The 21,097-nt window shown below is 63.3% G+C and carries 20 protein-coding genes and 2 pseudogenes; 15 read left to right on the forward strand and 7 right to left on the reverse strand.

Translation table 11 applies throughout. The annotated features are described in order from the left end of the window. The first annotated feature begins 169 nt into the window (after positions 1-169). The 6 genes from RFA01S_RS08525 to RFA01S_RS08550 all read left to right on the forward strand — a co-directional run bounded on the left by RFA01S_RS08525 (position 170) and on the right by RFA01S_RS08550 (position 6,575). Positions 170-1,342 (forward strand): acetyl-CoA acetyltransferase, encoded by a 1,173-nt coding sequence (locus tag RFA01S_RS08525; RefSeq protein WP_032407269.1) that lies wholly within the window; start codon positions 170-172, stop codon positions 1,340-1,342. Beyond that, positions 1,339-2,949, forward strand: a complete 1,611-nt coding sequence (locus tag RFA01S_RS08530; protein WP_174557231.1) for an AMP-binding protein — start codon at positions 1,339-1,341, stop codon at positions 2,947-2,949. The genes RFA01S_RS08525 and RFA01S_RS08530 overlap by 4 nt, the downstream gene beginning before the upstream one ends. Before the next feature lie 86 nt (positions 2,950-3,035). Beyond that, positions 3,036-3,845: a PCC domain-containing protein gene (locus tag RFA01S_RS08535; protein ID WP_052060697.1), complete on the forward strand. Its 810-nt coding sequence runs from the start codon at positions 3,036-3,038 to the stop codon at positions 3,843-3,845. Next, complete coding sequence (locus RFA01S_RS08540) at positions 3,842-4,639, forward strand: SDR family NAD(P)-dependent oxidoreductase (RefSeq protein WP_032407267.1); 798 nt, start codon at positions 3,842-3,844, stop codon at positions 4,637-4,639. Before RFA01S_RS08535 ends, RFA01S_RS08540 begins: the two co-directional genes overlap by 4 nt. Further along, the gene (locus RFA01S_RS08545) at positions 4,636-5,184 is read left to right on the forward strand and encodes a gamma carbonic anhydrase family protein (RefSeq protein WP_032407266.1); all 549 of its coding nucleotides are present in this window, start codon (positions 4,636-4,638) and stop codon (positions 5,182-5,184) included. The genes RFA01S_RS08540 and RFA01S_RS08545 overlap by 4 nt, the downstream gene beginning before the upstream one ends. Positions 5,185-5,237: 53 nt before the next feature. Next, complete coding sequence (locus tag RFA01S_RS08550; protein ID WP_238325124.1) at positions 5,238-6,575, forward strand: FAD-binding oxidoreductase; 1,338 nt, start codon at positions 5,238-5,240, stop codon at positions 6,573-6,575. 41 nt (positions 6,576-6,616) lie between these two features. Here the strand turns inward: RFA01S_RS08550 and RFA01S_RS28135 are convergent. Further along, a pseudogene (locus RFA01S_RS28135) lies at positions 6,617-6,784 on the reverse strand (SDR family oxidoreductase); the annotation flags it as partial. A gap of 37 nt (positions 6,785-6,821) precedes the next feature. Here RFA01S_RS28135 and RFA01S_RS28140 point away from each other — a divergent pair. Then, positions 6,822-7,103, forward strand: coding sequence for an alpha/beta hydrolase (locus tag RFA01S_RS28140; RefSeq protein WP_052060696.1), 282 nt, complete (start codon positions 6,822-6,824; stop codon positions 7,101-7,103). A 19-nt stretch (positions 7,104-7,122) separates the two neighbouring features. After that, a pseudogene (locus RFA01S_RS08570) lies at positions 7,123-7,584 on the forward strand (alpha/beta hydrolase fold domain-containing protein). A gap of 1,013 nt (positions 7,585-8,597) precedes the next feature. Here the strand turns inward: RFA01S_RS08570 and RFA01S_RS08580 are convergent. The 4 genes from RFA01S_RS08580 to RFA01S_RS08595 form a co-directional block, all read right to left on the reverse strand. Then, the gene (locus RFA01S_RS08580; protein WP_032407263.1) at positions 8,598-9,980 is read right to left on the reverse strand and encodes an aromatic ring-hydroxylating oxygenase subunit alpha; all 1,383 of its coding nucleotides are present in this window, start codon (positions 9,978-9,980) and stop codon (positions 8,598-8,600) included. Beyond that, positions 9,977-10,282: a hypothetical protein gene (locus RFA01S_RS08585; RefSeq protein WP_032369260.1), complete on the reverse strand. Its 306-nt coding sequence runs from the start codon at positions 10,280-10,282 to the stop codon at positions 9,977-9,979. The genes RFA01S_RS08580 and RFA01S_RS08585 overlap by 4 nt, the downstream gene beginning before the upstream one ends. A 113-nt stretch (positions 10,283-10,395) precedes the next feature. After that, on the reverse strand, positions 10,396-11,154 hold the full coding sequence (locus tag RFA01S_RS08590) for a ThuA domain-containing protein (protein WP_230597377.1): 759 nt from the start codon (positions 11,152-11,154) through the stop codon (positions 10,396-10,398). Between the two features lie 51 nt (positions 11,155-11,205). Then, positions 11,206-11,979: a TetR/AcrR family transcriptional regulator gene (locus tag RFA01S_RS08595; protein ID WP_052060694.1), complete on the reverse strand. Its 774-nt coding sequence runs from the start codon at positions 11,977-11,979 to the stop codon at positions 11,206-11,208. A gap of 69 nt (positions 11,980-12,048) precedes the next feature. On the opposite strand from RFA01S_RS08595, the gene RFA01S_RS08600 reads away from it, so the two are divergent. The 5 genes from RFA01S_RS08600 to RFA01S_RS08620 all read left to right on the forward strand — a co-directional run bounded on the left by RFA01S_RS08600 (position 12,049) and on the right by RFA01S_RS08620 (position 16,528). Beyond that, positions 12,049-12,690, forward strand: coding sequence for a TetR/AcrR family transcriptional regulator (locus tag RFA01S_RS08600; protein WP_072692072.1), 642 nt, complete (start codon positions 12,049-12,051; stop codon positions 12,688-12,690). 108 nt (positions 12,691-12,798) lie between these two features. Continuing rightward, the gene (locus RFA01S_RS08605; protein WP_032407262.1) at positions 12,799-13,506 is read left to right on the forward strand and encodes a histidine phosphatase family protein; all 708 of its coding nucleotides are present in this window, start codon (positions 12,799-12,801) and stop codon (positions 13,504-13,506) included. Between the two features lie 35 nt (positions 13,507-13,541). Then, positions 13,542-14,303 (forward strand): SDR family NAD(P)-dependent oxidoreductase, encoded by a 762-nt coding sequence (locus tag RFA01S_RS08610; RefSeq protein WP_032369204.1) that lies wholly within the window; start codon positions 13,542-13,544, stop codon positions 14,301-14,303. An 8-nt stretch (positions 14,304-14,311) separates the two neighbouring features. Next, the gene (gene lpdA / locus RFA01S_RS08615; RefSeq protein WP_174557232.1) at positions 14,312-15,712 is read left to right on the forward strand and encodes a dihydrolipoyl dehydrogenase; all 1,401 of its coding nucleotides are present in this window, start codon (positions 14,312-14,314) and stop codon (positions 15,710-15,712) included. A 36-nt stretch (positions 15,713-15,748) separates the two neighbouring features. Beyond that, on the forward strand, positions 15,749-16,528 hold the full coding sequence (locus RFA01S_RS08620) for a ThuA domain-containing protein (RefSeq protein WP_032407261.1): 780 nt from the start codon (positions 15,749-15,751) through the stop codon (positions 16,526-16,528). A 6-nt stretch (positions 16,529-16,534) separates the two neighbouring features. On the opposite strand, the gene RFA01S_RS08625 is transcribed toward RFA01S_RS08620, so the two are convergent. Next, complete coding sequence (locus RFA01S_RS08625; RefSeq protein WP_032407260.1) at positions 16,535-17,329, reverse strand: maleylpyruvate isomerase family mycothiol-dependent enzyme; 795 nt, start codon at positions 17,327-17,329, stop codon at positions 16,535-16,537. Positions 17,330-17,423: 94 nt separating this feature from the next. Then, on the reverse strand, positions 17,424-18,200 hold the full coding sequence (locus tag RFA01S_RS08630; RefSeq protein WP_032407259.1) for an SDR family NAD(P)-dependent oxidoreductase: 777 nt from the start codon (positions 18,198-18,200) through the stop codon (positions 17,424-17,426). Positions 18,201-18,360: 160 nt separating this feature from the next. On the opposite strand from RFA01S_RS08630, the gene RFA01S_RS08635 reads away from it, so the two are divergent. Together RFA01S_RS08635 and RFA01S_RS08640 are read left to right on the forward strand one after the other, a co-directional pair. Then, complete coding sequence (locus tag RFA01S_RS08635) at positions 18,361-20,085, forward strand: PEP-utilizing enzyme (RefSeq protein ID WP_032407258.1); 1,725 nt, start codon at positions 18,361-18,363, stop codon at positions 20,083-20,085. After that, complete coding sequence (locus RFA01S_RS08640; protein ID WP_238325107.1) at positions 20,082-21,095, forward strand: NADP-dependent oxidoreductase; 1,014 nt, start codon at positions 20,082-20,084, stop codon at positions 21,093-21,095. The genes RFA01S_RS08635 and RFA01S_RS08640 overlap by 4 nt, the downstream gene beginning before the upstream one ends. The last annotated feature ends 2 nt before the right edge of the window (positions 21,096-21,097 follow it).

Consider the following 21,097-nt stretch of genomic DNA (forward strand, 5'->3'; position numbering starts at 1 on the left):
GATTTCTACAAAACGAGGGTAAACCGGCACAAAGTCGCAACGCTGTGCCATGTTGCGTGGCTCACTGCCGATCGATACTCGAACGTACAACCAAGTCTCCTTCATCGGCTGTACGCAATTCCAATCAGCGTCAGGCGACCGGGAGCACCTTCGCTCTAGGAGTCACGTAATGACAGACACTCCCAGCATCATCGGTTGGGCACACACCGCGTTCGGCAAGCTCGCTGATCCTGACGTCGAGGCGCTCATCGCGCGCGTCGCGACCACTGCACTCGATCACGCGGGCGTCAGTTCCACCGATATCGACGCTGTCCACGTCGGGGTCTTCAACTCCGGATTCTCGCCACAGAGTTTCGACGCTGCCCTCGTAGGTGCAGGCACACATGAACTGAGCGCTACACCCGCGGTTCGGTCCGAAAATGCCTGTGCCACAGGCAGCGCAGCGCTGTACGCCGCTCTCGATTTCATAGAGAGCGGTCGGGGACGGATTGCGCTCGTCGTCGGTGCCGAGAAGATGACAGCAACACCGGGCGCACAGGTCGGCGACATACTGCTGGGTGCGACACATCTGTCAACCGAGGCGTCGTACGGCAGCTTCCCCGGCGTGTTCGCCTCGCTTGCAACACAATACGGCGACCGGTACGGCGATCCGCGGGACGCGTTGGCAACGATCGCAGCCAAGAATCATCGCAACGGTGTGGCGAACCCGTACGCGCACATGCGAAAAGACCTGGGCTTCGAGTTCTGCCGGACGGTTTCCGAGCGTAATCCCTACGTCGTGGCTCCGCTCCTTCGTACGGACTGCTCGATGGTCTCGGACGGCGCTGCTGCTCTGGTGGTTGCCTCCGCTGATGTCGCGCGAACAGCACCGCGCGCTGTGAAGATCAAGTCCAGAGCGCAGGCCAACGAGGCAATGGCGATTGCGAACAGGCGAGATCCGTTGGTCTTTCACGGTGCCAAGACTGCTTTTTCCAACGCCCTCCGCGACGCGGGCGTCACGTTGGACGATCTCGATCTCCTCGAGACCCACGACTGTTTCACCGTGGCTGAGCTGCTCCAGTACGAGGCCTTTGGGCTTGCCGAGCCGGGTAAGGGCGGAACGGTCCTCGCCGAGGGCGTCACCGAACGCGACGGAAGATTGCCGGTCAACGTCTCCGGTGGGCTCAAGTCCAAAGGCCACCCGATCGGTGCGACGGGTGTTTCACAGCACGTGATGGCGGCTATGCAGCTGACGGGGGAGGCCGGGGACATGCAACTGGCGCGCGCAGATCGCGCTGCTGTCTTCAACATGGGCGGCGCAGCTGTTGCCAACTACGCCACAATTCTGGAGGCGGCTCGATGACCGCCGCCGCAGCCCCTAGTCGTCGTTCGATGAACCTCGCGGAGATGTTGACCGCCAACGCCCGTCGAATTCCCGACCGCCCCGCGGTCGTCTGCGGTCCGGTGCGGTGGAGCTGGAAGGACTTGGATTCCGCAGTGAATCTCTTGGCCGTCGATCTACGTCGACGGGGTGTAACCAAGGGCGACGTGGTGCTCGTGCACAGTCCGAATCACGTCCAGTTCGTTCAGGCGATGTTTGCGATCTGGCGGGTCGGCGCGGTCTTGGCTCCGACGAACGCCAGGATCACTCCGGCTGATGCGGCGGAAATTGCTGCAGTGTGCACGCCCGTCGCTCTGGTGAGTCACCGGGATTGCGCCGATCATGCGGCCGCGATCGCCGATGCTGTCGAGCTGACGGCGGGTACCTTGTGGATCGCAGCCGAAGGTGCCGATTCCATTGCTGGACTGTCGAATACCGAGAAGGCCGCATCCGAAGCGATCGTCAACGAAGGTGTCGACGCCGAGGACCACGCGTGGTATTTCTTCACCTCGGGCACCAGCGGAACCCCGAAGGCCGCGATCCTGACTCACTTTCAGTTGAGTTTCGTCATCAACAACCACCTGGCCGACCTGATGCCGGGTACCAGCGAGGACGATGCATCGCTCGTCGTCGCACCGCTGTCCCACGGTGCAGGAGTGCACCTCCTCCCTCAGGTAGCTGCGGGCGCGGCGACAATCCTGACCGAATCCGCGAGCCTCGACGGCAACGAAGTGTGGGCGACGATCGCCCGTGAGCACGTGAGCAACGTATTCACCGTTCCCACCATCCTCAAGAAGCTCGTCGAGCACCCAGCCGTCCACCGACACGACCATTCGTCACTCAGGTACGTCATCTACGCGGGCGCACCGATGTACGCGGTCGATCAAGAGGCGGCACGGGAAGTGTTGGGCGACGTTCTTGTTCAGTACTACGGACTCGGTGAGGTCACCGGGAACATCACAATTCTCCGCCCCGGCGACCATGGACGCCAGGGGCTGGAGGGCGTCGATTTCGGAAGTTGTGGACGACCTCGAACCGGCATGCACGTCGTTGTACTCGCCGAGGACGGCACGTCGGTGCCGACGGGCGAGCAAGGCCAGATATGCGTCGCGGGACCAGCAGTGTGCGCGGGCTATCTGAACAACGACAGTGCCAACGCGGAAGCATTCCGTGACGGATGGTTTCACACCGGCGATCTCGGCCGATTCGACGAGCAGGGATTTCTGTACATCACCGGTCGGGCATCGGACATGTACATCTCCGGAGGGTCGAACGTGTACCCCCGCGAGATCGAAGAGAAGATTTTGAAGCACCCGTCGGTGATCGATGTGGCGGTGGTCGGCATTCCGGATCCAGTGTGGGGCGAGATCGGAGTTGCGGTGTGGGTGTGCGCCGAGTCCGAATCGACGACGTCAGAAGAACTCGGCGCATGGCTCGCGCCCTTCGTCGCCAAGTACAAACTACCGAGACACTTCGTGCAGTGGTCGGCCTTACCGACCACTGCGTACGGCAAGGTTGCGAAAAAAGATGTGAAGGCGGAATTGAAGATTCGCGGCATGCAGCCGGCCGTGGCGGTGAGCGGACCATGACTCTGACGACCGACTCGCCTGCGCTGGTGTTTCCGGGTCCACGTCATCCCGATCGCCGGCACACGGTAACGACACATACATCCTCGGTGAACACCACGCTCGAGCCGAACATTCGGCTGATCGACGCGCTGGACCTCGTCGCCGATCGACATGGAGCCTCGTCGGCCCAGATCGAACTCATGGGCGGCACATTGGACCGCATCTCGTACTGTTTTCCGGCGTGCGGGACGGGTGAGAACCCGGTCAGCTACAGCGAGACACACGAGTCCGAGGTGCCCGCTCAACTGCTCACTGCCTCAGTGACCTTCGGGTATCGGAACGGTGAGCGGTTCATGCACTGCCATGCCTCGTGGATCGATGCGTCGGGAACTCTTCGGGCAGGCCACCTCTGGCCCGAGTCTCGTCTGGGGGCAGTACCGGTGTACGCGGTGCTGCACACTCTGTCAGGTGTGGACATGGTGAGCGCGGACGATCCCGAAACCCGTATGCCCGCGTTCACACCGGTGGTGCCCGTACACGTGGCAGACAGAGCGCGCGATCAGGCGCGCGCGGTGATAAGCCGAATTCTGCCCGGTGAGGACATCGTGATGGCTGCGGAGGAAGTGTGCCGCACCAACGGTTTCGAGCGCGCGCTCGTGCGTGCAGGCGTCGGCAGTCTTGTCGGCGGCTGCTTGCAGCGTCGTGATTCCGCCAAGCTCGTCGATGGACCAGCGACGGAGATCGTCACGATCCAAGGATCCATCGTTTCGGACGCGAATGGTGCTCCGCGCGGCACCCTGTCGGGGATCCTGGTCGACCTGCGCGGTGAGGTACATGCGGGTTCGCTTCTACGAGGCCGGAATCCGGTCGCGGTCACCTTCGAACTACTGATCATCGAGGATTCGAGAAACACATGAGTGACAGACTAGCGGGCAAAGTAGCCGTTGTTTTCGGCGCTGGATCGAGCGGGGCCACCCTGAGCAACGGGCGCGCTGCAGCTTTGGCGTTCGCACGTGAAGGCGCGGTTGTCGCTGCGATCGACAGAAGTCCGGCCGAGGCCGAACTCACGGCGAAGGAAATAGTTCGTGAGGGTGGTTTTGCGAAGGCGTTCACTGCCGACGTCACCGACGAGGAACAGGTCCGTGCCGCGGTGGCGGACGTAGCCGAAAGTTTCGGTCCACCTACGGTGTTGCACAACAACGTCGGCGCGGCCAGGGTGGGGGACATCACCGAACTCGAGCTCGCTGCGTGGGATGCCGCCATGCAGGTGAACTTGACCGGTGTCTTCCTCGCCTGCAAGCACACCATCCCCTGGATGCTCGAGGCGGGAACCGGTTCGATCATCAACGTTTCGTCACTGGCCGCCGTTCGTCACACCGGGTACAACTACCCCAGTTACATGGCCTCGAAGGGTGCCGTCGATCAACTCACGGTCTCGGTGGCCCTCGAGTACGCCTCCCGCGGCATCCGCGCCAACGCGATCCTTCCGGGCCTGATCAACACCCCGTTGGTGTCGCAGCAGATCGTCAGTGGCGACGAACGTCGAGCTGCCCGGGAAATGGCGGAGCGCGATGCAGCCAGTCCGACCGGGCGAATGGGTTCGCCCTGGGACGTTGCACACGCCGCTGTCTTTCTGGCCTCCGACGAAGCCTCGTACGTCAACGGGGTCATGCTGCCGGTCGACGGTGGGCTCTCCATGAGGTCTCGATGACCGCCGAACGATCGGTCTCGGCTCTGGTTTTCGGTCTCGGCGGGCGGTCGCCGGTCGTCGACGAGTCGGCCTGGATCGCCCCTACGGCCACCGTCATCGGTTCCGTGGAGCTGGGGCGCGACGTCAGCATCTGGTACGGCGCATCTCTGCGAGCGGACGCCGAACCCATCCGAATCGGATCGGGAAGCAACATTCAGGACAACTGCGTCGTGCACACCGATCCAGGAATGCCCGTCTCCATCGGAAGCCACGTCACCGTCGGGCACGGAGCCATCCTGCACGGATGTCGAATCGAGCACGGTGTACTGGTCGGCATGGGCGCCGTGATCATGAACGGCGCAGTGATCGGCGCAGGCTCGCTGATCGCAGCGGGCACGGTGATCACCGAAGGAACCGTCGTCCCGGCAGGTTCGCTGATCGCCGGTGTGCCGGGAAAAATCAAACGTGCGCTCGACGCGGATGCCATCGCGGCAAACGGTGGCAATGCTCACCATTACGTCGAACTTGCACTGGAGCACCGACGCGGACTGGAGGCAGTGCGTTGAACGCCCCAGCGCACGACGCCGTTCGGCACGCTTTCGAATCGCTACCCGACGAGATTGTCGTGACCGACCCGGACATCGTCGTCGCTTACGCTCGCGACCAATCGCGGTTCACCGACAACGGTATGCCGTCGGCTGTTGTGATGCCCCGCACCACTGATGAAGTTGCACTGTGTATGCGTCTCGCGCACGAGAGCGAGGTTGCCGTCGTGCCGCGCGGAGCTGGTAGCGGATTGAGCGGAGCGGCCAACGCGTCGTCCGGCTCGGTGGTGTTGAGCCTGCACCGAATGACTGCGATCAAAGAGATCGACGCGGTCAACCGAATCGCAGTGGTCGAACCAGGGGTGGTGACCGGCGATTTACGAAGTCGGGCAGCAGAATCGGGTCTGTTCTATCCACCTGACCCGGGTAGCGTCGATTTCAGCACGATCGGTGGCAATGTATCGACCAACGCAGGCGGAATGTGCTGCGTCAAGTACGGGGTGACGGGTGACTTCGTCCTAGGACTGGAAGTAGTGCTGGCAGACGGACGAGTCATGCGTACCGGTCGAAGGACGGTCAAGGGCGTCGCTGGTTACGACCTGACCAGTCTCATGGTCGGATCGGAGGGAACGCTCGGAGTGATCACCGAAATCACCGTGAAACTGCTTCCCGCACCTCGGCAGGCACAGACGCTTGTCGCGTCATTCCCCTCGCTCGCAGGCGCAGGATCCGCCGTCGGCGACATCTCCTCGTCCGGTTCGACACCGTCGATGCTCGAGATCTTGGATCGCACGACGGTTCATGCGGTGAATGCGCTGTCCAAGATGGGAATCGGTGACGACGTCGATGCGCTTCTGTTGGTGCAGAGCGACGACGTGGACGCGCTGGGTGTGCTGTCGAGAGTCGAAGCGATCTGTGACGACAACGGAGCGACCGAGGTTGCAGTCAGTTCCGACCCCACGGAGGCCGCAATGCTTCTCGAAGCACGTCGGCTTGCGCTGCCGGCACTCGAGCAGCTCGGAGACTGGCTGCTCGATGATGTGGCGGTGCCGTGCTCTGCCATCACGGATCTGATTGTTTCCGTTGAATCCATTGCAGCCGAACATGGCCTGACTATCGGAGTGTTCGGTCATGCGGGTGACGGCAACCTGCATCCGACCGTCATCTACGACGAGAACGATCCGTCAAGCCGCACCGCAGCTTTGGCCGCCTTCAACGCGATCACCGAGCGCGCCTTGGAGCTCGGCGGGACGATCACCGGTGAGCACGGAGTGGGTCGATTGAAGTCGAGTTGGCTCGAGGTCGAACTCGACGACGTCGCGATCGCTGCGCAACGAGCAGTGAAGGTAGCGCTGGATCCAGCGGGGATCTTGAATCCGTGTGCGGTGCTCGGAGGAGGACTTGTTCACTGAGTTTGTCTTCGGAAGATGCTGTGCTAGAACGTATTCCACGGTTAATGGTGCAGCTCCTCGGGTGCAGCGATGTGAAGCCGAAGTGAGAGCATTCCTCCGGCCATGAACCCGCCGTCGACGGGAAGAATATGGCCGTTGAAATAGCCGGTAACATCCGACGCCAAATATTCGACCGCGCCGGCGATCTCTTTGGGGGTGCCATAGCGGTGCGCGGGTACAAGATCGTGTTAAGCCCTCGAACGCTTCGTGTACGAGCGCGCGGACGGATTCGAATTGGAATTGCGTTGGTACACCGCTCGCGATTCAGCTCCCGGATCAGCGGTCTTGTTCGTACATGGCGGAGGCACGGTCATGGGCGACCTCGACATGTACGACGGCATCGTTGCTCAATATGTAGGGCGATCAGGGGTTCCGCTGTTGGCCGTCGAGTATCGGCTCGCCCCGGAGCGCCCCTATCCAGCAGCGCTCGACGACTGCCTGACCACGATCGGATGGCTGCAACGCGCACGCTGCCGAGCTCGGCGTTGACACGGCGAGGATCGCGATCATGGGCGACAGCGGCGGGGGAGGAATCGCGGCAGCGTCTGCACTCGCGGTGCGTGACAGGCGATTGCCGTCGTTGTGAGCTCAAGTGTTGATCTACCCCATGCTCGACGACCGCACCCGAATACCGGACTCACACCTGGTGCGCTGGATGGGATGGACCTACGCCAACAACTCCGTAGCGTGGGATGCGGTGACCGAGGGTGTGAAGGACCCATCACAGTACGCGTCGGCCGCTCGGGCGGACACTCTCGCGGGTCTTCCGCGTACGTACCTGGACTGTGGTGAACTCGACGTCTTTCGGCACGAAATCCTGACCTACGCCTCGCGACTCACCGCCGAAGGAGTTTCGACAGCATTCCACATGTATCCCGGTGTGCCGCATGGTTCCGAGCTCGTTGCACCACAGATCGCGGTATCGCGTCGGGCATTGCAGTCCAGGATCGACTTCCTGCGGAAGCTGTGACCTCGAAGCGGCGGTCGTGCTGATCCAAAGGAATAAACCCGTTGGCGGTGGATACATGCATCGAAGACCCGATGGTTTTGGTGAGCCGGTAAAGGGTGACATACATCAGGATCTCGTCTTTGCTGAAACTGCGCTCGATGCGCCCTCTGCACTGCAGCGGCGGGAACGACCGGCTCTTCGTCGCGCGAAGACGCATTCGAAAGTCATCCAACGCCGCAGCCGAAGTCGTCGAAACGAAAGATTAGAGAAAAGGTGTGGAACGCGACATGACACAGAATCTACGCCTGAAGAGATAGACCGCATGATTGCTCAGGTGGCCTCAGTGGGCTGTTGGTGTCGATGGTGAGGGGCTTGCCTGACTCCGAGCACAAACCACATTGAGGTCTGGGTGTCACGAGCGTGTCAGGAGTCGGTACCTACGACGGTGAATGCGGATGGTTCCGCTTGGACGGTCGACACAGGTCAGAGGCTCTGTGGTGGTTCCATGCGGACGTATCTGGTTGTCTCGCAACATACTTGTAAGCGAGCGGTCAACGGTTCAATCCCGTTAGGAGGCTCCACGAACTCCGATCCCGGCTTCGGGATCGGAGTTTTTGCGTTTCGGATCAGCTCCTCGGTTTCGGATACCCGACGCTGATCGGAGTCGGGTATCCGAATCGGAGGAGTTCATTTGGAATCCGGCGGCCGAATCGACGCCCCTGACGGGAATCTACGCCCGGTGTGCGGGGTGTGGATTACGACGAGGGGCGTGGATCCAGGCCTTGGATTCACAGCAGCGGCCATTGTCGGAGCAGCGGCATACTGCGGCGATGGCATCGCGGTGACGGGTCATCGGGTTCCGGCGACACTGGTGCTATCGCGGGCGTTGGTATCGGCTGCGCCGAAGCGGCGCGATCAACTTCGGTCGGTCGTGAATCGGTTGTTCTAGTGCAATGCGGCACCTTCGGGGTCGGAGCGCGCTTCACCGATGCGCCGCCCCGTGTAGCCAACAGGTGTCAATGCGGCAACGGCTTTCAGTCCACCTCTTCGCCGATCCACTTCGCCAACAAGTGGTGGATGTGACGAATTTTCACTTCTTGATAGCGAGCCAACGGCAACGTCTTCGACTGCGCAGACTTGAGGCCCTTGTGTACCTTGGGCATGTTGTAAGCGTCTTGGTCGAACACCCGCGCCGAGCTACCGAGAACCGTTGCTTCCAACCAGGATTGCTCGGGACGGAGCCACTGGGTCTTGGCCGGTTTCGGCCGTTCGCCCTTGAACGGCGCGAGCAGGTAGACGTCCATGATCGAGGTTTCGTGGTTGTCACCGTTCGGGCGGAACCGGTAGACGATGCGCTGGTATGCACCCCACGGATGGAAATTCGGGAAAACGGTGTAGTACACGCTGTCGAGTGACTCAGCGTCGGACATGTTGTCGGCCTTGACATCTCCGATGATGTCGCGCAGTCCTTCACGAGCCAGCATGCCCGACATCTCCCGGGCGGACACGCCTTCGGGCAGCGTCACCATCGGGTCCTCGTCGATACGGGCGTCGACCATGGAGTCGAACATCTCCTGCTCGGTCGGTACGAAGTTGATGTGCGGGCTGGGTACGCCGTTGGCGGTGATGCCGCGGTTGAAGTTGCCCCAACTGTCGTATTGGCTGTTGGAGTCACCGGTGCCGACGACGCGTTGCGGATGCGTGGTGATGACGTGGAACGCCTCGGAGAACGCTTCCTGCGCGATCTTCCAGTTCGCCTGGATCACCTGTGCGACGTGGGCCTGGATGTAGCGATCCTCCAGCGGCCATGCCTCGAAGTGCTTTCCGAGGTCACCGAGGAAGCTGTCCAGCGACTCGGACGTGGGATCCATGTTGATGAAGACGAAGCCGCCCCAGGTGTCCACCTTGACCTGCGGAAGGTCCATCTTGCCCTTGTCCACCTGCGGGAAATCCCAGGCACACGTCATCGACTTCAGTGATCCATCGAAGTTCCACGCGAAACCGTGGAAGGGGCAACGTAATTCGTTGCCCGCCGGGCCGTCCTCCTCACGGAGGGTGCGTCCGCGGTGCAGGCAGGAGTTGTAGAAGGCACGAATTCCCATGTCCTTGCCGCGCACGAGAAGAATGGACTTCTCGCAGATCTCGTAGACCAGTGTGTCGCCCGGCTCGGGGATCTCCTCCTCGCGGCACGCCATCTGCCATACCTTGTACCAGACTCGGTCCCGCTCGAGTTCGTGATATTTGCGGCTGATGTAGCGCGAGATCGGGATGAAGTTCTGGTCCTCGTACATCTCGTGCGACTCGATGCGCAGAATGTCGGGTACGGGATGGGTGTCGGTGTCCAGGAGTCGTTGGTAGCCAACGCCGTTCTCGATGAACCCCGCGTCCTCGGCGGGCCGTTCTTCGGTGTTGGTCACAGTTTGCCTCCCTGTTCGAGTGTGATGGCGCGGGCCTCTTCAGCCACTCTGTCGGACTGCATCTTCTCGAGCAGTTTCGCCGCACCCATGAATCGCCGGTTCTGTGTGATCGGCACTGGCTCGCGGGGGCCGAGTCCGACCCACCGGGCCAGCTCGGGGTCGACCGCTTTCACCTCGCCGTGGAGGTAGCGGCCCTCGGGGTCGAACGTTCCGGTCTTGCCGTGGCGGTCCGTGACCAGAACGTTGAAGTCGTCATCGAATTCGTAGATAGCGTGGCTCATCGGATGCTTGATCTGTCGCATCGCAATCTCCTTGGAACGGGGCAACGCCCTTACTTGGTGCCGAATGCACTAACTGTAACAGCGAAGAGTGATAGCGGGCACACTTTTCTTTAGGCTGACTCCAAAAACTCCGGTCATGAGCGCGCTGCCCACCGTAGAGCCCCCGAAACGAGTCGGCGGTAGACGGGATCGGAAAGGGTGGGCGACTTGTCGCCGGGCTGCAGATACGCCAGCCGACTGCGGCCGTTGGTTTTCGTCCACCCGACCAGCTGCGAGCCCGGTCGGTGGCTCCAGCCCTCGCGTTCGTCGCGGCGGCCCGCCATGGCCAGTGCCGTCGACCAGTGCACGGCGTCGGTCATCTCCGCGTCGGTGCGCAGCAGGGGAGTGACGTCGTCCTCGAAGACTTGGCACAGGTAGGTCTCGTCGACGAGGTCGAACGAGTCGGGGATGCCGAGGGTGATGGGGTGCGAACGATCGGTGACGGTGATGGTCTGCGGAACTGCATGTCGGTAGCCGGAGTCCGGGCAGTCGACGCCGCGCACGACGCTCGGCCGGTAAAGGTATCGGCCACCCACGAACTCGGCCCACTCGTCCCAGTTCGCCCACGAGGCGATGGCGTGATGCAGCACTACGTACCCGTGTCCGCTGATCGGAGCCGCGGCTACTGCTGCGCGCACGGCCTCCGGTGGATCGGCCGGTGTGGGCAGTGTGCCGGGCATGTCGTAGTGCAACGAGACGTCGAACCGGGCCAGGTCGTCCGGGCCGAGATCCGCGTCAGGGTGCTCGTGCCACGAGACGTCACCGGGCAACGAGTCCAGGAAGTCGGCGAAGGCATCGCGATCGAACGAATGCCCACCGGTGAATGCCGCAATACGCATGAGCGGGTGTCCCATCGATGAAATTCAACTGGTGATGCAGTCAAGTTACTCGACGAGAGTGCTAGTTCAGCGCCCTTCGATCATCTTCGAGCAGACCTCGGTGGTCGCCGCCCGCAGTCGAGGTACCGAAATGCCGGCCAGCGGCCCTCCCTCGATGCGCAGCGGCTGGATGGCGATGGTCGTGGCGATCATCGTCCGGACCCGCAACGACCGTGCGGCCTGTTGCGCCGCCGCGGACCGCTTGTTGGCCGGTGTCTCCGCAACCGGGAAGTAATCGAATGCACGCCGGATGTGCCGGTCCTCGTACTCCTTCGTCAGAAGGCGAGTTCCGGGTGTCGCGCCGCCGGCCATTTGCAGAAACAGCATCCGCGCCGCGTTCGGGTGCTCGGCCGTCCAGTCCCATACGGCGTCGATCACGCTCTTGAACGTGTCTGCGTCGGCCTCGGCGTCGTCCGGTCGGGCATGTTGAGCGGCGGCGGAACTGGCGTCCATCGCATATCCGAGGGCGCTCTCGAACAGTTCTTCCTTACTGGCGAAGTGGTAGTAGACCGCGGTGGGCACCATGCCCGCGGCCTCTGCGATCTCCTGTATCGACGTTTCTGCGAAGCCTTTTCGGGAGAAGACGCGAACGGCTGCTTTGACGATGAGGTGTCGGCGCGACGGCCGGTGAGCAGAACCCTTCGACGCAGCGGGCGTGTCGACGGTGTTCTCGTCTGCGTCGGCAGGACCGGACGAGCCGGCGACTACGGGATCGTCGTCGGCGGCGGGCGATGAATCCCAGCCGGTCGGCGTCTCATCTGCGTGACCGTCTTCGTGGTCGATGCTTCGTCGTCGTGGCACCGGCCCCAATTTACTCGCTGGTGTACGTCGCGACACCCCGATCGGGTCGTGGGTGCCATGATCTACTGCATGGCAGGCAAGGGAGTGGCACCGAAGCGGACTGCGGCGGCTCCGACGAGCAAGGGCGCGAAGCGGGCGGCGCATCGGCCGTCGCGGCGTGAGGTTGTTGTCGACGCCGCGATGCACCTGTACTCCGTCCGGTCCATCGAGGACGTCACGGTCGCCGATATTGCGGCGGAGGCTCAGATGACTTCCGCCGCCGTCTACTACCACTACCCGTCGAAAGACGAGGTTCTGCTCGGCGGGCTGCGGCTCTATGCAGACGGTTTGCTCGAGGAGCTTCGTGCCGAGGTCGAGAACGACGCGGACGCCTCTCTGGGCGACATCATCGTTGGCTTGCTGGAATGGACGGACCAGCATCGGGCCGCGTCGCTCGTGTACTTCGTGCGCTCGCCGGGATGGAGCCTGTCGATCGAGTCGCTTCGCCGGGAGGTGCGTCTGACGATGCTGAACATCTTCACCGCCGAGTTGCGCAGCCGCAGCGGAGTCACGACGCGAGCGAAACAGGCAGCCGCCGCGACAGCGCTGTCGAGTTTGCTCGAAGTCTCGGTGTCGTCCTGGCTTACCGAGGACACGGTTCTTGCCAACCTCGGACGTCGGAGATTTTCCGACGAGGTTCGCGAACTGGCCGCCGACATTTCCAGTCTGTGACGCTACTGCTGGAGTCGAACACAACTAAGTCCCCATGCGAAGGTCATCGAACCGCGACTTTGCGCAAGTATCTTTAGACCGACGACAGTTTATGGTTGACTTGGCACCATGCTCAGTCAGTCACGTGCCCGATCGATCGATCTCGACAACCCATTCGCGCCGCTGACCGGATTGTGCGAACTGGTCCTGGTACGTCACGGCGAGCAGGTGCTGAGCAAAGAACTCAGCGCCGGTGAGACGGTCGACCCGCCGCTGTCCGACCTCGGCGAACGCCAGGTGCGGGCCGTGGCGCAGAGGCTGGCCACGGCTCGGGTCGATGCCGTCTACAGCTCTCCGCTTCGAAGAGCATTTCGTACCGGAACCGAGATCGCCGATCGACACGGACTCGTCCCGGTGGTGCGGGACGACCTGACCGAGTACGAGCCCTGGCAAAAGTTTCCTGCCGACCGCAGTCCCTTCGACACCCTGCCGCACGACGAGATCGCCACGATCTTTCGTGAACACGTCAGGACGCGTCGCTACGACGCGTTCCCCTACGCCGAGGATGGGGCAGAGTTTCGCGCCCGTGTACTCGGCCAGATCTCCACTATCGTCGACTCCCATCCCGGTGAGCGGGTGGTGGTGACCTGCCACGGCGGTGTCATCAACGCGGTCCTCGCCGATGCTCTGGGAAGCGGTCTGGACATGCCGGTTCGAGTCCACCACACCTCGATCAGCGTGGTTCGAGGTGCCGACACGCGCCGAGCGGTCCAGTCGGTCAACGATTTCTCTCATGTACTCGACTTCCAGACATCCGTCGGAGCCATGAATCTCTAAGTCCTGCAGTTGAACACCGATCAAGGAGTCATCAGATGGATCTCGATCTCAAAGGCAAGCGCGCCATCGTCAGCGGTGCCAGTCGCGGCATCGGCCTCGCTATAGCCCGCACGCTGCTCGCCGAAGGCGCATCGGTCGGTGTGTGCGCGCGCGGCGAAGAACACCTGAACGAGGTGTCCGCCGAATTGTCCGAGCTCGGAACGGTTTTCCACAAAGCAGTCGACGTGGGTGACGCCGACGCCGTGAAATCGTTTGTCGACGATGCGGCCGAGGCGCTCGGTGGCATCGACATCGTTGTGGTCAACGCCTCCGCTGCCACCGGCAAGGGCCCGCAGGCGTGGGTCGACAGTTTCAACGTCGACCTCATGAGTCTGGTCAATTTCATCGAATCGGCCGCGCCCCATCTCGAAGCCAGCACCTCGGCGTCGGTGGTCACCATCAGCACCACGTCGGCGCTCGAAGCCGGTCCGATCACCACCGCCAACAGCTACGGTGCGCTGAAAGCTGCCGTACTGCAGCACTCGTCGGCACAGGCGCGTGCCCTAGGACCCAAAGGTATTCGCGTGAACGCAGTGTCGCCGGGACCCATCTTCTTCGAGGGGGGTGCCTGGGAGACCATCCAGACGAGTCGTCCCGCTCTGTACGAGGCTGCACTCGAGTCGGCGTCGCTGGGCAAACTGGGTGCAGCACAGGACGTCGCGAACGCCGTGACCTTTTTGGCGTCACCCGCCGCGGGACACGTCACCGGAATCAACATGGTGGTCGACGGCGGCTTCACCAACCGCTTCGATTTCTGAGTCTCGACATGTCATCTGATGTGACCAGCACAGCCGACCTGGTGATCCTCGGCGGCGGGTCCGGTGGGTACGCCTGCGCGTTGCGGGCTGCCCAACTGGGCATGTCGGTGATCTTGATCGAAGCCGACAAACTCGGTGGTACCTGTCTGCACAACGGATGCATTCCGACCAAGGCACTACTGCATGCGGCCGAAGTGGCCGATTCCGTCCGTGAGGCCTCGAGCTTCGGCATCAAGGCGACCCTCGACGGTATCGACATGAGTGCGGTGAACAGTTACAAGGACGACGTGATCGCCGGCCTGTACCGCGGGTTGCAAGGCCTCGTCGCTTCCCGCGACATCGAGCTTGTCGCCGGACGGGGCCGTCTCGTCGGTGACCGCACTGTCGAGGTCGAACTCGCCGACGGTGGCGTCGCCACCTATCGCGGCGAAGCGCTGATCCTCGCGACCGGCTCGCATTCGAAGTCGTTGCCGGGCTTAGCCATCGGTGGTTCGGTCGTGACCAGCGACCGTGCTCTGGAACTCGACACCGTCCCGGACAGTGTCGTCGTCCTCGGCGGCGGAGTGATCGGGTGCGAGTTCGCCAGCGTCTGGTCGTCGCTCGGTACGCAGGTGACGATCGTCGAGGCGGCGCCCACTCTGCTGCCGACCGAAGACCCGTGGACGTCGAAACAGGTCGAGCGGGCGTTCCGCAAACGCGGGATGGTGTTGAAGACGAACACGTCGTTCAGCGCCGTCTCCGCTCGAACAGACGGAGGCGTGCACGTCGAGCTCGCCGACGGATCCGCCATCGATGCCGACCTCATGCTCGTGGCCGTCGGTCGCGGTCCACGCACCGCGGACATGGGCTTCGCCGAAGCGGGTGTCGATCTCGATCGCGGGTTCGTGGTCACCGACGAGTGGTTGCAAACGTCGGTACCTGGAGTGTTCGCCGTCGGCGACATCGTGGCGGGGCCACAGCTGGCCCACCGCGGTTTCGCACAGGGCATCCTGGTGGCCGAGCAACTGGCCGGTCTGGACTGCATGCCCGTCGCGGACAGGGGAATTCCGCGAGTCACGTACTCCAACCCCGAGGTCGCATCGGTCGGCTTGACCGAAAGCGAAGCGGCCGCGGAGTACGGAGAGGTCGAGACCGTCGTCTACGACCTCGGTGGCAACGGTAAGAGCCGCATCCTCCGTACGGCAGGCGGCGTGAAGCTGGTGCAGGCCGGCCCGGGCGGACCGGTGGTGGGCATCCACCTCGTCGGCGCACGCGTCGGAGAGCTCATCGGGGAAGCGCAGCTCATCTACAACTGGGAAGCGACCGCGGGGGACGTGGCCCAACACGTGCACGCGCACCCTACTCAGGCGGAAGCATTGGGCGAGGCGCATCTTGCCCTGGCCGGCAAAGCGCTGCACGCGCACGGCTGATCACCGAAAGAGACCGATCGCTGAAAAGAGGATTGGATGGCGGGACCTGCAGGCCGGCTCGACGCGGTCTTGGTGTGCGGTGGGCAGTGGCACGACTTCGATTATGCGAGGCTGCAACTGCTGTCGGCGCTGAGCCAGTACGAGCAGGTCCGCACCCGGGTCTTCGAGGACTACGACTGCATCGATGCTCTGGCTTCGGCCGATCTGCTGGTCACCTACACGTGCAATCGGGTCCCGACCGAGGTGCAGCAGAAAGCGTTGGAGGCGTTCGTCTCTCGCGGTGGCCGCTGGTTGGCCCTGCATGGCACGAACTCCGCGATCGACCGGACGCCGAACGGATCGCCGAGCAAGTACGTGACACCGCGGACCCTGGGTGACCTGGCGAATGTGCTGGGGAGTCAATTCCTTGGGCACCCGCCGATCGCGCCGTACACGGTGGAGTTCACCGAACCCGCGCACCCGTTCGTCGCTGGAATCAACCCGTTCGAGGTCACCGACGAGCTCTACGTCAGTGAGCTTCATCCACCGATTCGCGTCCTCGCCCACACTCGATTCGTCGGTGAGTCGACGGGATTCGCCGAGGGGCACACCACCGAGGACGAGCCCCGGCCCGTCCTGTACCTGAAGGACCACGGCGACGGGACGGTCTGTTACTTCACGTTGGGGCACTGCCGGGGACGGTTCGACGTCCAGGACCTCGGAATCGACGACCTGGGCCGGGTCGACCGAGGGAGTTGGACAGTCCCCGAGTTCCGAACGGTCTTCCAGCGGTGCCTGTCGTGGGCCGTCACCGGAGAGGCGACGGCCCACCACTGAGCTCGGTCAGATGATGTCCACCGTGTCGAGAACCCTTTCGGCGTATGCCGAGTCGCCGTCGACCGTCACATGGTTGCGCCACGGGCTGCGGGTGGTGCCCCACAGGACGAAATCGGTAGCGGCCGAGATGATCATGGTGTCGGCGGCCGTTGCGCCGGGTTCGACGGTGAGCAGCTTCGAACCCGGCCGCAGAGTCCACTCGCCACCGCCGGGACCGGTGAGTCGCACCCCCAGCGGGCGGTCGAGTACCCCACTCACCGGAGTGCACATCTGCGGCAGCCCGGTCCACATCCACTCGACGGCGGTGCGCACCAGATCGTCTTCCGGGTCGGGTACCTCGCGGGTGACCGGTCCCTCGGATCCGAGTAGATCGACGTACATGTGACACCACATGTCGAAGGCGAACGCATCCGAAAGCTGATGCGTGCGATAGGTTCCCAGATCGGTCAGTGTCATCGGGGCGGACGCCGTCTCGGTCTGCTGCATTGCTTCGAGAACCGCCATCGCGCCGTCGATGTTGTCCAGGAACTCGTCGGCGACCTGCGAGTTGGACCACTCCCGGCGTGCGTCGACCAACTGGTTCTGCAGTTCTTCGGCGGTGTTGGGCGTAGGCGCGTCCGGATCGGCCGGCGGAGGATCGACCATGACCGCAAAATTCGAACCGGTATGCGCCACAAGATCTTTGACCGACCAACCCGCGCATCGGCTGGGAGCCGACCACTCGTCGGCGGTGAGGCTGCGGACCACGGACCCGTATCGGTCGGCAAGTACTCGACTGGCCGATAGTCCTGCCTGGCTCATGATCTGCTCACCGTACCGGCGTCGATGAAGTATTCGGAAGCGGTGACGTCCATCGAGATACTCTCCTTGTAGTGGTCGACCGTGGAGCTTTGAGTCAGTAGTTCGCGGTGCCGCCGTCAACGCTGAGAATGGCACCGGTGATGCCGGCCCCGGCGTCGGAGGCGAGGAGCATCGCCATGGCGGCGACCTCCTCGATCGTGTTGGGACGCTTGAGCGCCGACTCCTCGGCGAACAGCGCGACCATCTCGTCGAAGCACATTCCCATGGCCTTGGCGGTGGCAGGGCCGTTGTCCTTGATGATGTCGGTGATCACCAGGCCGGGGCAGATGGAGTTGACTGTGATGCCTTCGGTGCCGACCTCACGGGCGATGGACTTGGTCATGCCGTTGATGGCGTGCTTCGCGGCCACGTAGGCGGTGAACACGGGCTTGCCGTGCTTGCCTTCCACCGAGGAAATGTTGATGATGCGGCCGGACTTGTTGGGCAGCATGTGTTGGAGGGCTCGGCGGGTGGCCCAGAAGTTCGAGTTCAGATTCCAGTTCATCACCAGAGTCCATTCCTCGTCGCTGAGGTTGGCCGTGGGTTGGAGGTCCTTGGCCCCGCCGGCGTTGTTGACCAGAACGTCGATGCGTCCGAACGTGGCGACCGTCTGCTCGATGAAGTCCTCCACATCGGACTGCACGGTGACGTCTCCGGGGAAGAAGGCAGCGCTGTCGCCGGCCCCGAACTGTGCAAGAGCTTTCTCGCCCTTGTCCTTCGAGCGTCCGTTGAGAGACACCTTCGCCCCTTCGGCCAGCGCCGCTGCAGCGATACCACGACCGATTCCCTGTGTTCCGCCCGTGACGGCAACAACCCTGTCTTGCAGTTTCATCGATTTTCTCCCATGCCTGTTCGAGCAAGATTCAGAGACAAGTAACTTGTGATCGTCTACAGTCTGGCATGTAGAGTGGCTCACGTCACAGTATTTCTGCAGACGGAATCAAAAAACTACCCGCGAGGTGCAGTCGCCGATGTCAGAGACGAGAAGTGAAATGTCCGATCAGCGGTGGTTGGTCGACACCGACCCGAGCCCCCGTCTGCCCGTGTACACGCGGCTCAACGCGAGCGACGTGCTGTCGGACCCGATCACACCCCTCGGCGCAGATTTGGGCTGGATTCAGAACATCCTGCCCGGGTGGAACTTCGGGTATGCCAGCCTCGGTAGCTATTCGCTCGCGGAAAAACCCGACGTGGCAGCTTCGTCCGGCATCTTCTACGGGCACCTCTACATCAACCTCTCGATGTCTCGCCTCGTCGGCATCCGCGGCGGTCTCCCGGTGGAACTCGTCGATCAGCTCTTCTACGGCGGAGACCCGAACATCCCGGCGTACGTCGGCCATCCCGACGACGAAGACGCCGAAGCCGGCCGCCGGCTGGAGGCCCGCAACGCGTGGGCGCTGTCGACCGAGACATTCCCGGAACTCGAAGAAGACCGGACTCTCGCCGACCGCTTGCGGGCCGAACGTCCCGACCTGTCCGTACTGACACCGGCGGCGCTCGTCGCGCGAGCCCGGTCGGTGATGCCGCTCGAGCGCGTCGCGTGGCGCGGGGAAGTGATCGCCACCAACTGCGCCGCGGTGGGTCCAGCTGTGCTGGGCCAGCTGCTGGGCGCGGAGAACCAAGACCTCATCGTCACCCTGGTCGGTGCGGCCGGTGACGTGGACTCGGCGATGCCGTCGTACGCGTTGTGGGAACTCGGCCGCCTGGTGCGAGCCGACGACAGACTGATGGCGGCATTCGATTCCGGCGTTGCCGGTGTCGGTGATCGTATTGTCGGAATCGACCCGAAGTTCGACGCCACCCTCGACCAATTCCTTCTCGATTACGGATACCGCGGGCCCAACGAATGGGATCTGGGGTCCGTGTCGTGGGAGACCCGGCCCGAGCTCGTTCTCGGCCTCATCGACCGGCTGCGGCTCCAAGACGACTCGGCCGCGCCGGACGCACGTCTGTCCGACCACGCGTCGGCCGGAGCCGACGCGTGGACCCGAGCGAGAGAGATCGTCGGTGACGACGAGGCGGGACAAGCGACGCTCGCGGCGGCGTTGGCGTCCGCCCGCAGATTCGCTGCATGGCGTGAGCGCGCCAAGACCAACTGCATCAAGGTGCTGCACGAGGCCCGCGTGCCGCTCGTGGAACTCGGTCGCCGGCTGTATGCCGACGGTCACCTCGACTCGGCCGACCACGTGTTCATGGCGGTCGACGACGAACTCGACGCGCTGGCAAGTGCCCCCGAATCGATGAGAACTACTCTGGCGCAGCGACACCGCGACTGGCGGGAGCTGTTCGGCCTGGAGTTGCCCACCTTCCTCGACACCCGTGAACCGATCCCCGCCCTGTCGACACTGGGCCGCACGGGTCAGTCGGCCGTCGCCCCTGTGAAGGTCGGCGACGTTCTCCAGGGTTCCGGAGCCTCGCCTGGGATCACGCAGGGCCGCACCCGCGTGATCACGTCGATGGCCGAACTGGACACGTTCGAGGTCGGCGACATTCTCGTCGCACCGCAGACCGATCCGTCCTGGACACCGTTGTTCATGGTCTCCGGCGGTGCCATCACCGACGTCGGTGCCATGGGGTCGCACGCGATGATCGTCAGTCGAGAACTCGGAATCGCCTGCGCAGCCGGTGTTCAGGCCGCGACCCGTCGCATACCCAACCGGACGCTCGTCGAGATCGACGGTGCCAAAGGCACGGTCACGATCCTGGAACTGCCGTGACCACCGGGGTCGTGACCAGCACGCGGGCCGTCTTCCTGTCGGAGCGTCCGAGTGGTGACCCCGGACCGCAGAATTTCGAGATCCGTGACCTCCCTCTCGCCGAACGCACCGCCGACCAGGTGCTCGTGCGCAACCTGTTCATGAGTGTCGACCCATCGATGCGGGGACGGCTGGCGACGTCGGAGATGCACTACACCACCAACTTTCAGGTGGGCGCGCCGCTCGACGGGTCCGCACTCGGTGTGGTGGTCGACGGTACCGAAGACGTGCCCGCAGGTTCCTACGTGCGGCATCGCCTGGGCTGGCGCGAGCACGCGGTGGTCGACATCGCTGCGGCCACGGTGATCGAACCGCGGGGGATCGACCTGCACCACTGGCTCGGAGTGCTCGGCCAGACGGGCTTCACCGCCTACGTCGGACTCGTGCGTGCGGGCGCATTGCGCACCGGTGACACCGTGTTCGTCTCCGCGGCAGCCGGGGCAGTCGGCAGTGCAGCTGGCCAGTTCGCGAAACTTCTCGGTGCGTCGAGAGTCCTCGGTAGCGCAGGCGGGCCGGTCAAGGCGGCACTGCTCACGGACCGATTCGGTTTCGACGAAGGTATCGACTACCGCGAGCGGCCGATCGGTGACGCGCTGCGCGCAGTCGCACCGGACGGCATCGACCTCTACTTCGACAACGTCGGTGGCGACCATCTGGTTGCGGCATTGGCGTCCATGAACCAGCGTGGTCGGGCAGCGCTGTGCGGCATGATATCCAACGGGGGTCCGGACAGCCCGCCCATGGATCACCTGATGAACGCCATCCTGAAACGAATTACTCTGCAGGGCTTCATCGTCCGCGACCACGAGGACCTACGGCCGGAGTTCGAGGATCAGGTCGCGGAGTGGCTGGCATCCGGACGGTTGATCGCCGAGTCCACCATCCACGACGGGCTCGACAACGCGGTCGACGCGTTCCTGTCCATGCTCGGCGGCGGGAACGTCGGCAAGATGCTGGTCCGATTGTCCTGACG

Source organism: Rhodococcoides fascians NBRC 12155 = LMG 3623 (genome assembly GCF_001894785.1).
Lineage (GTDB): Bacteria > Actinomycetota > Actinomycetes > Mycobacteriales > Mycobacteriaceae > Rhodococcoides > Rhodococcoides fascians.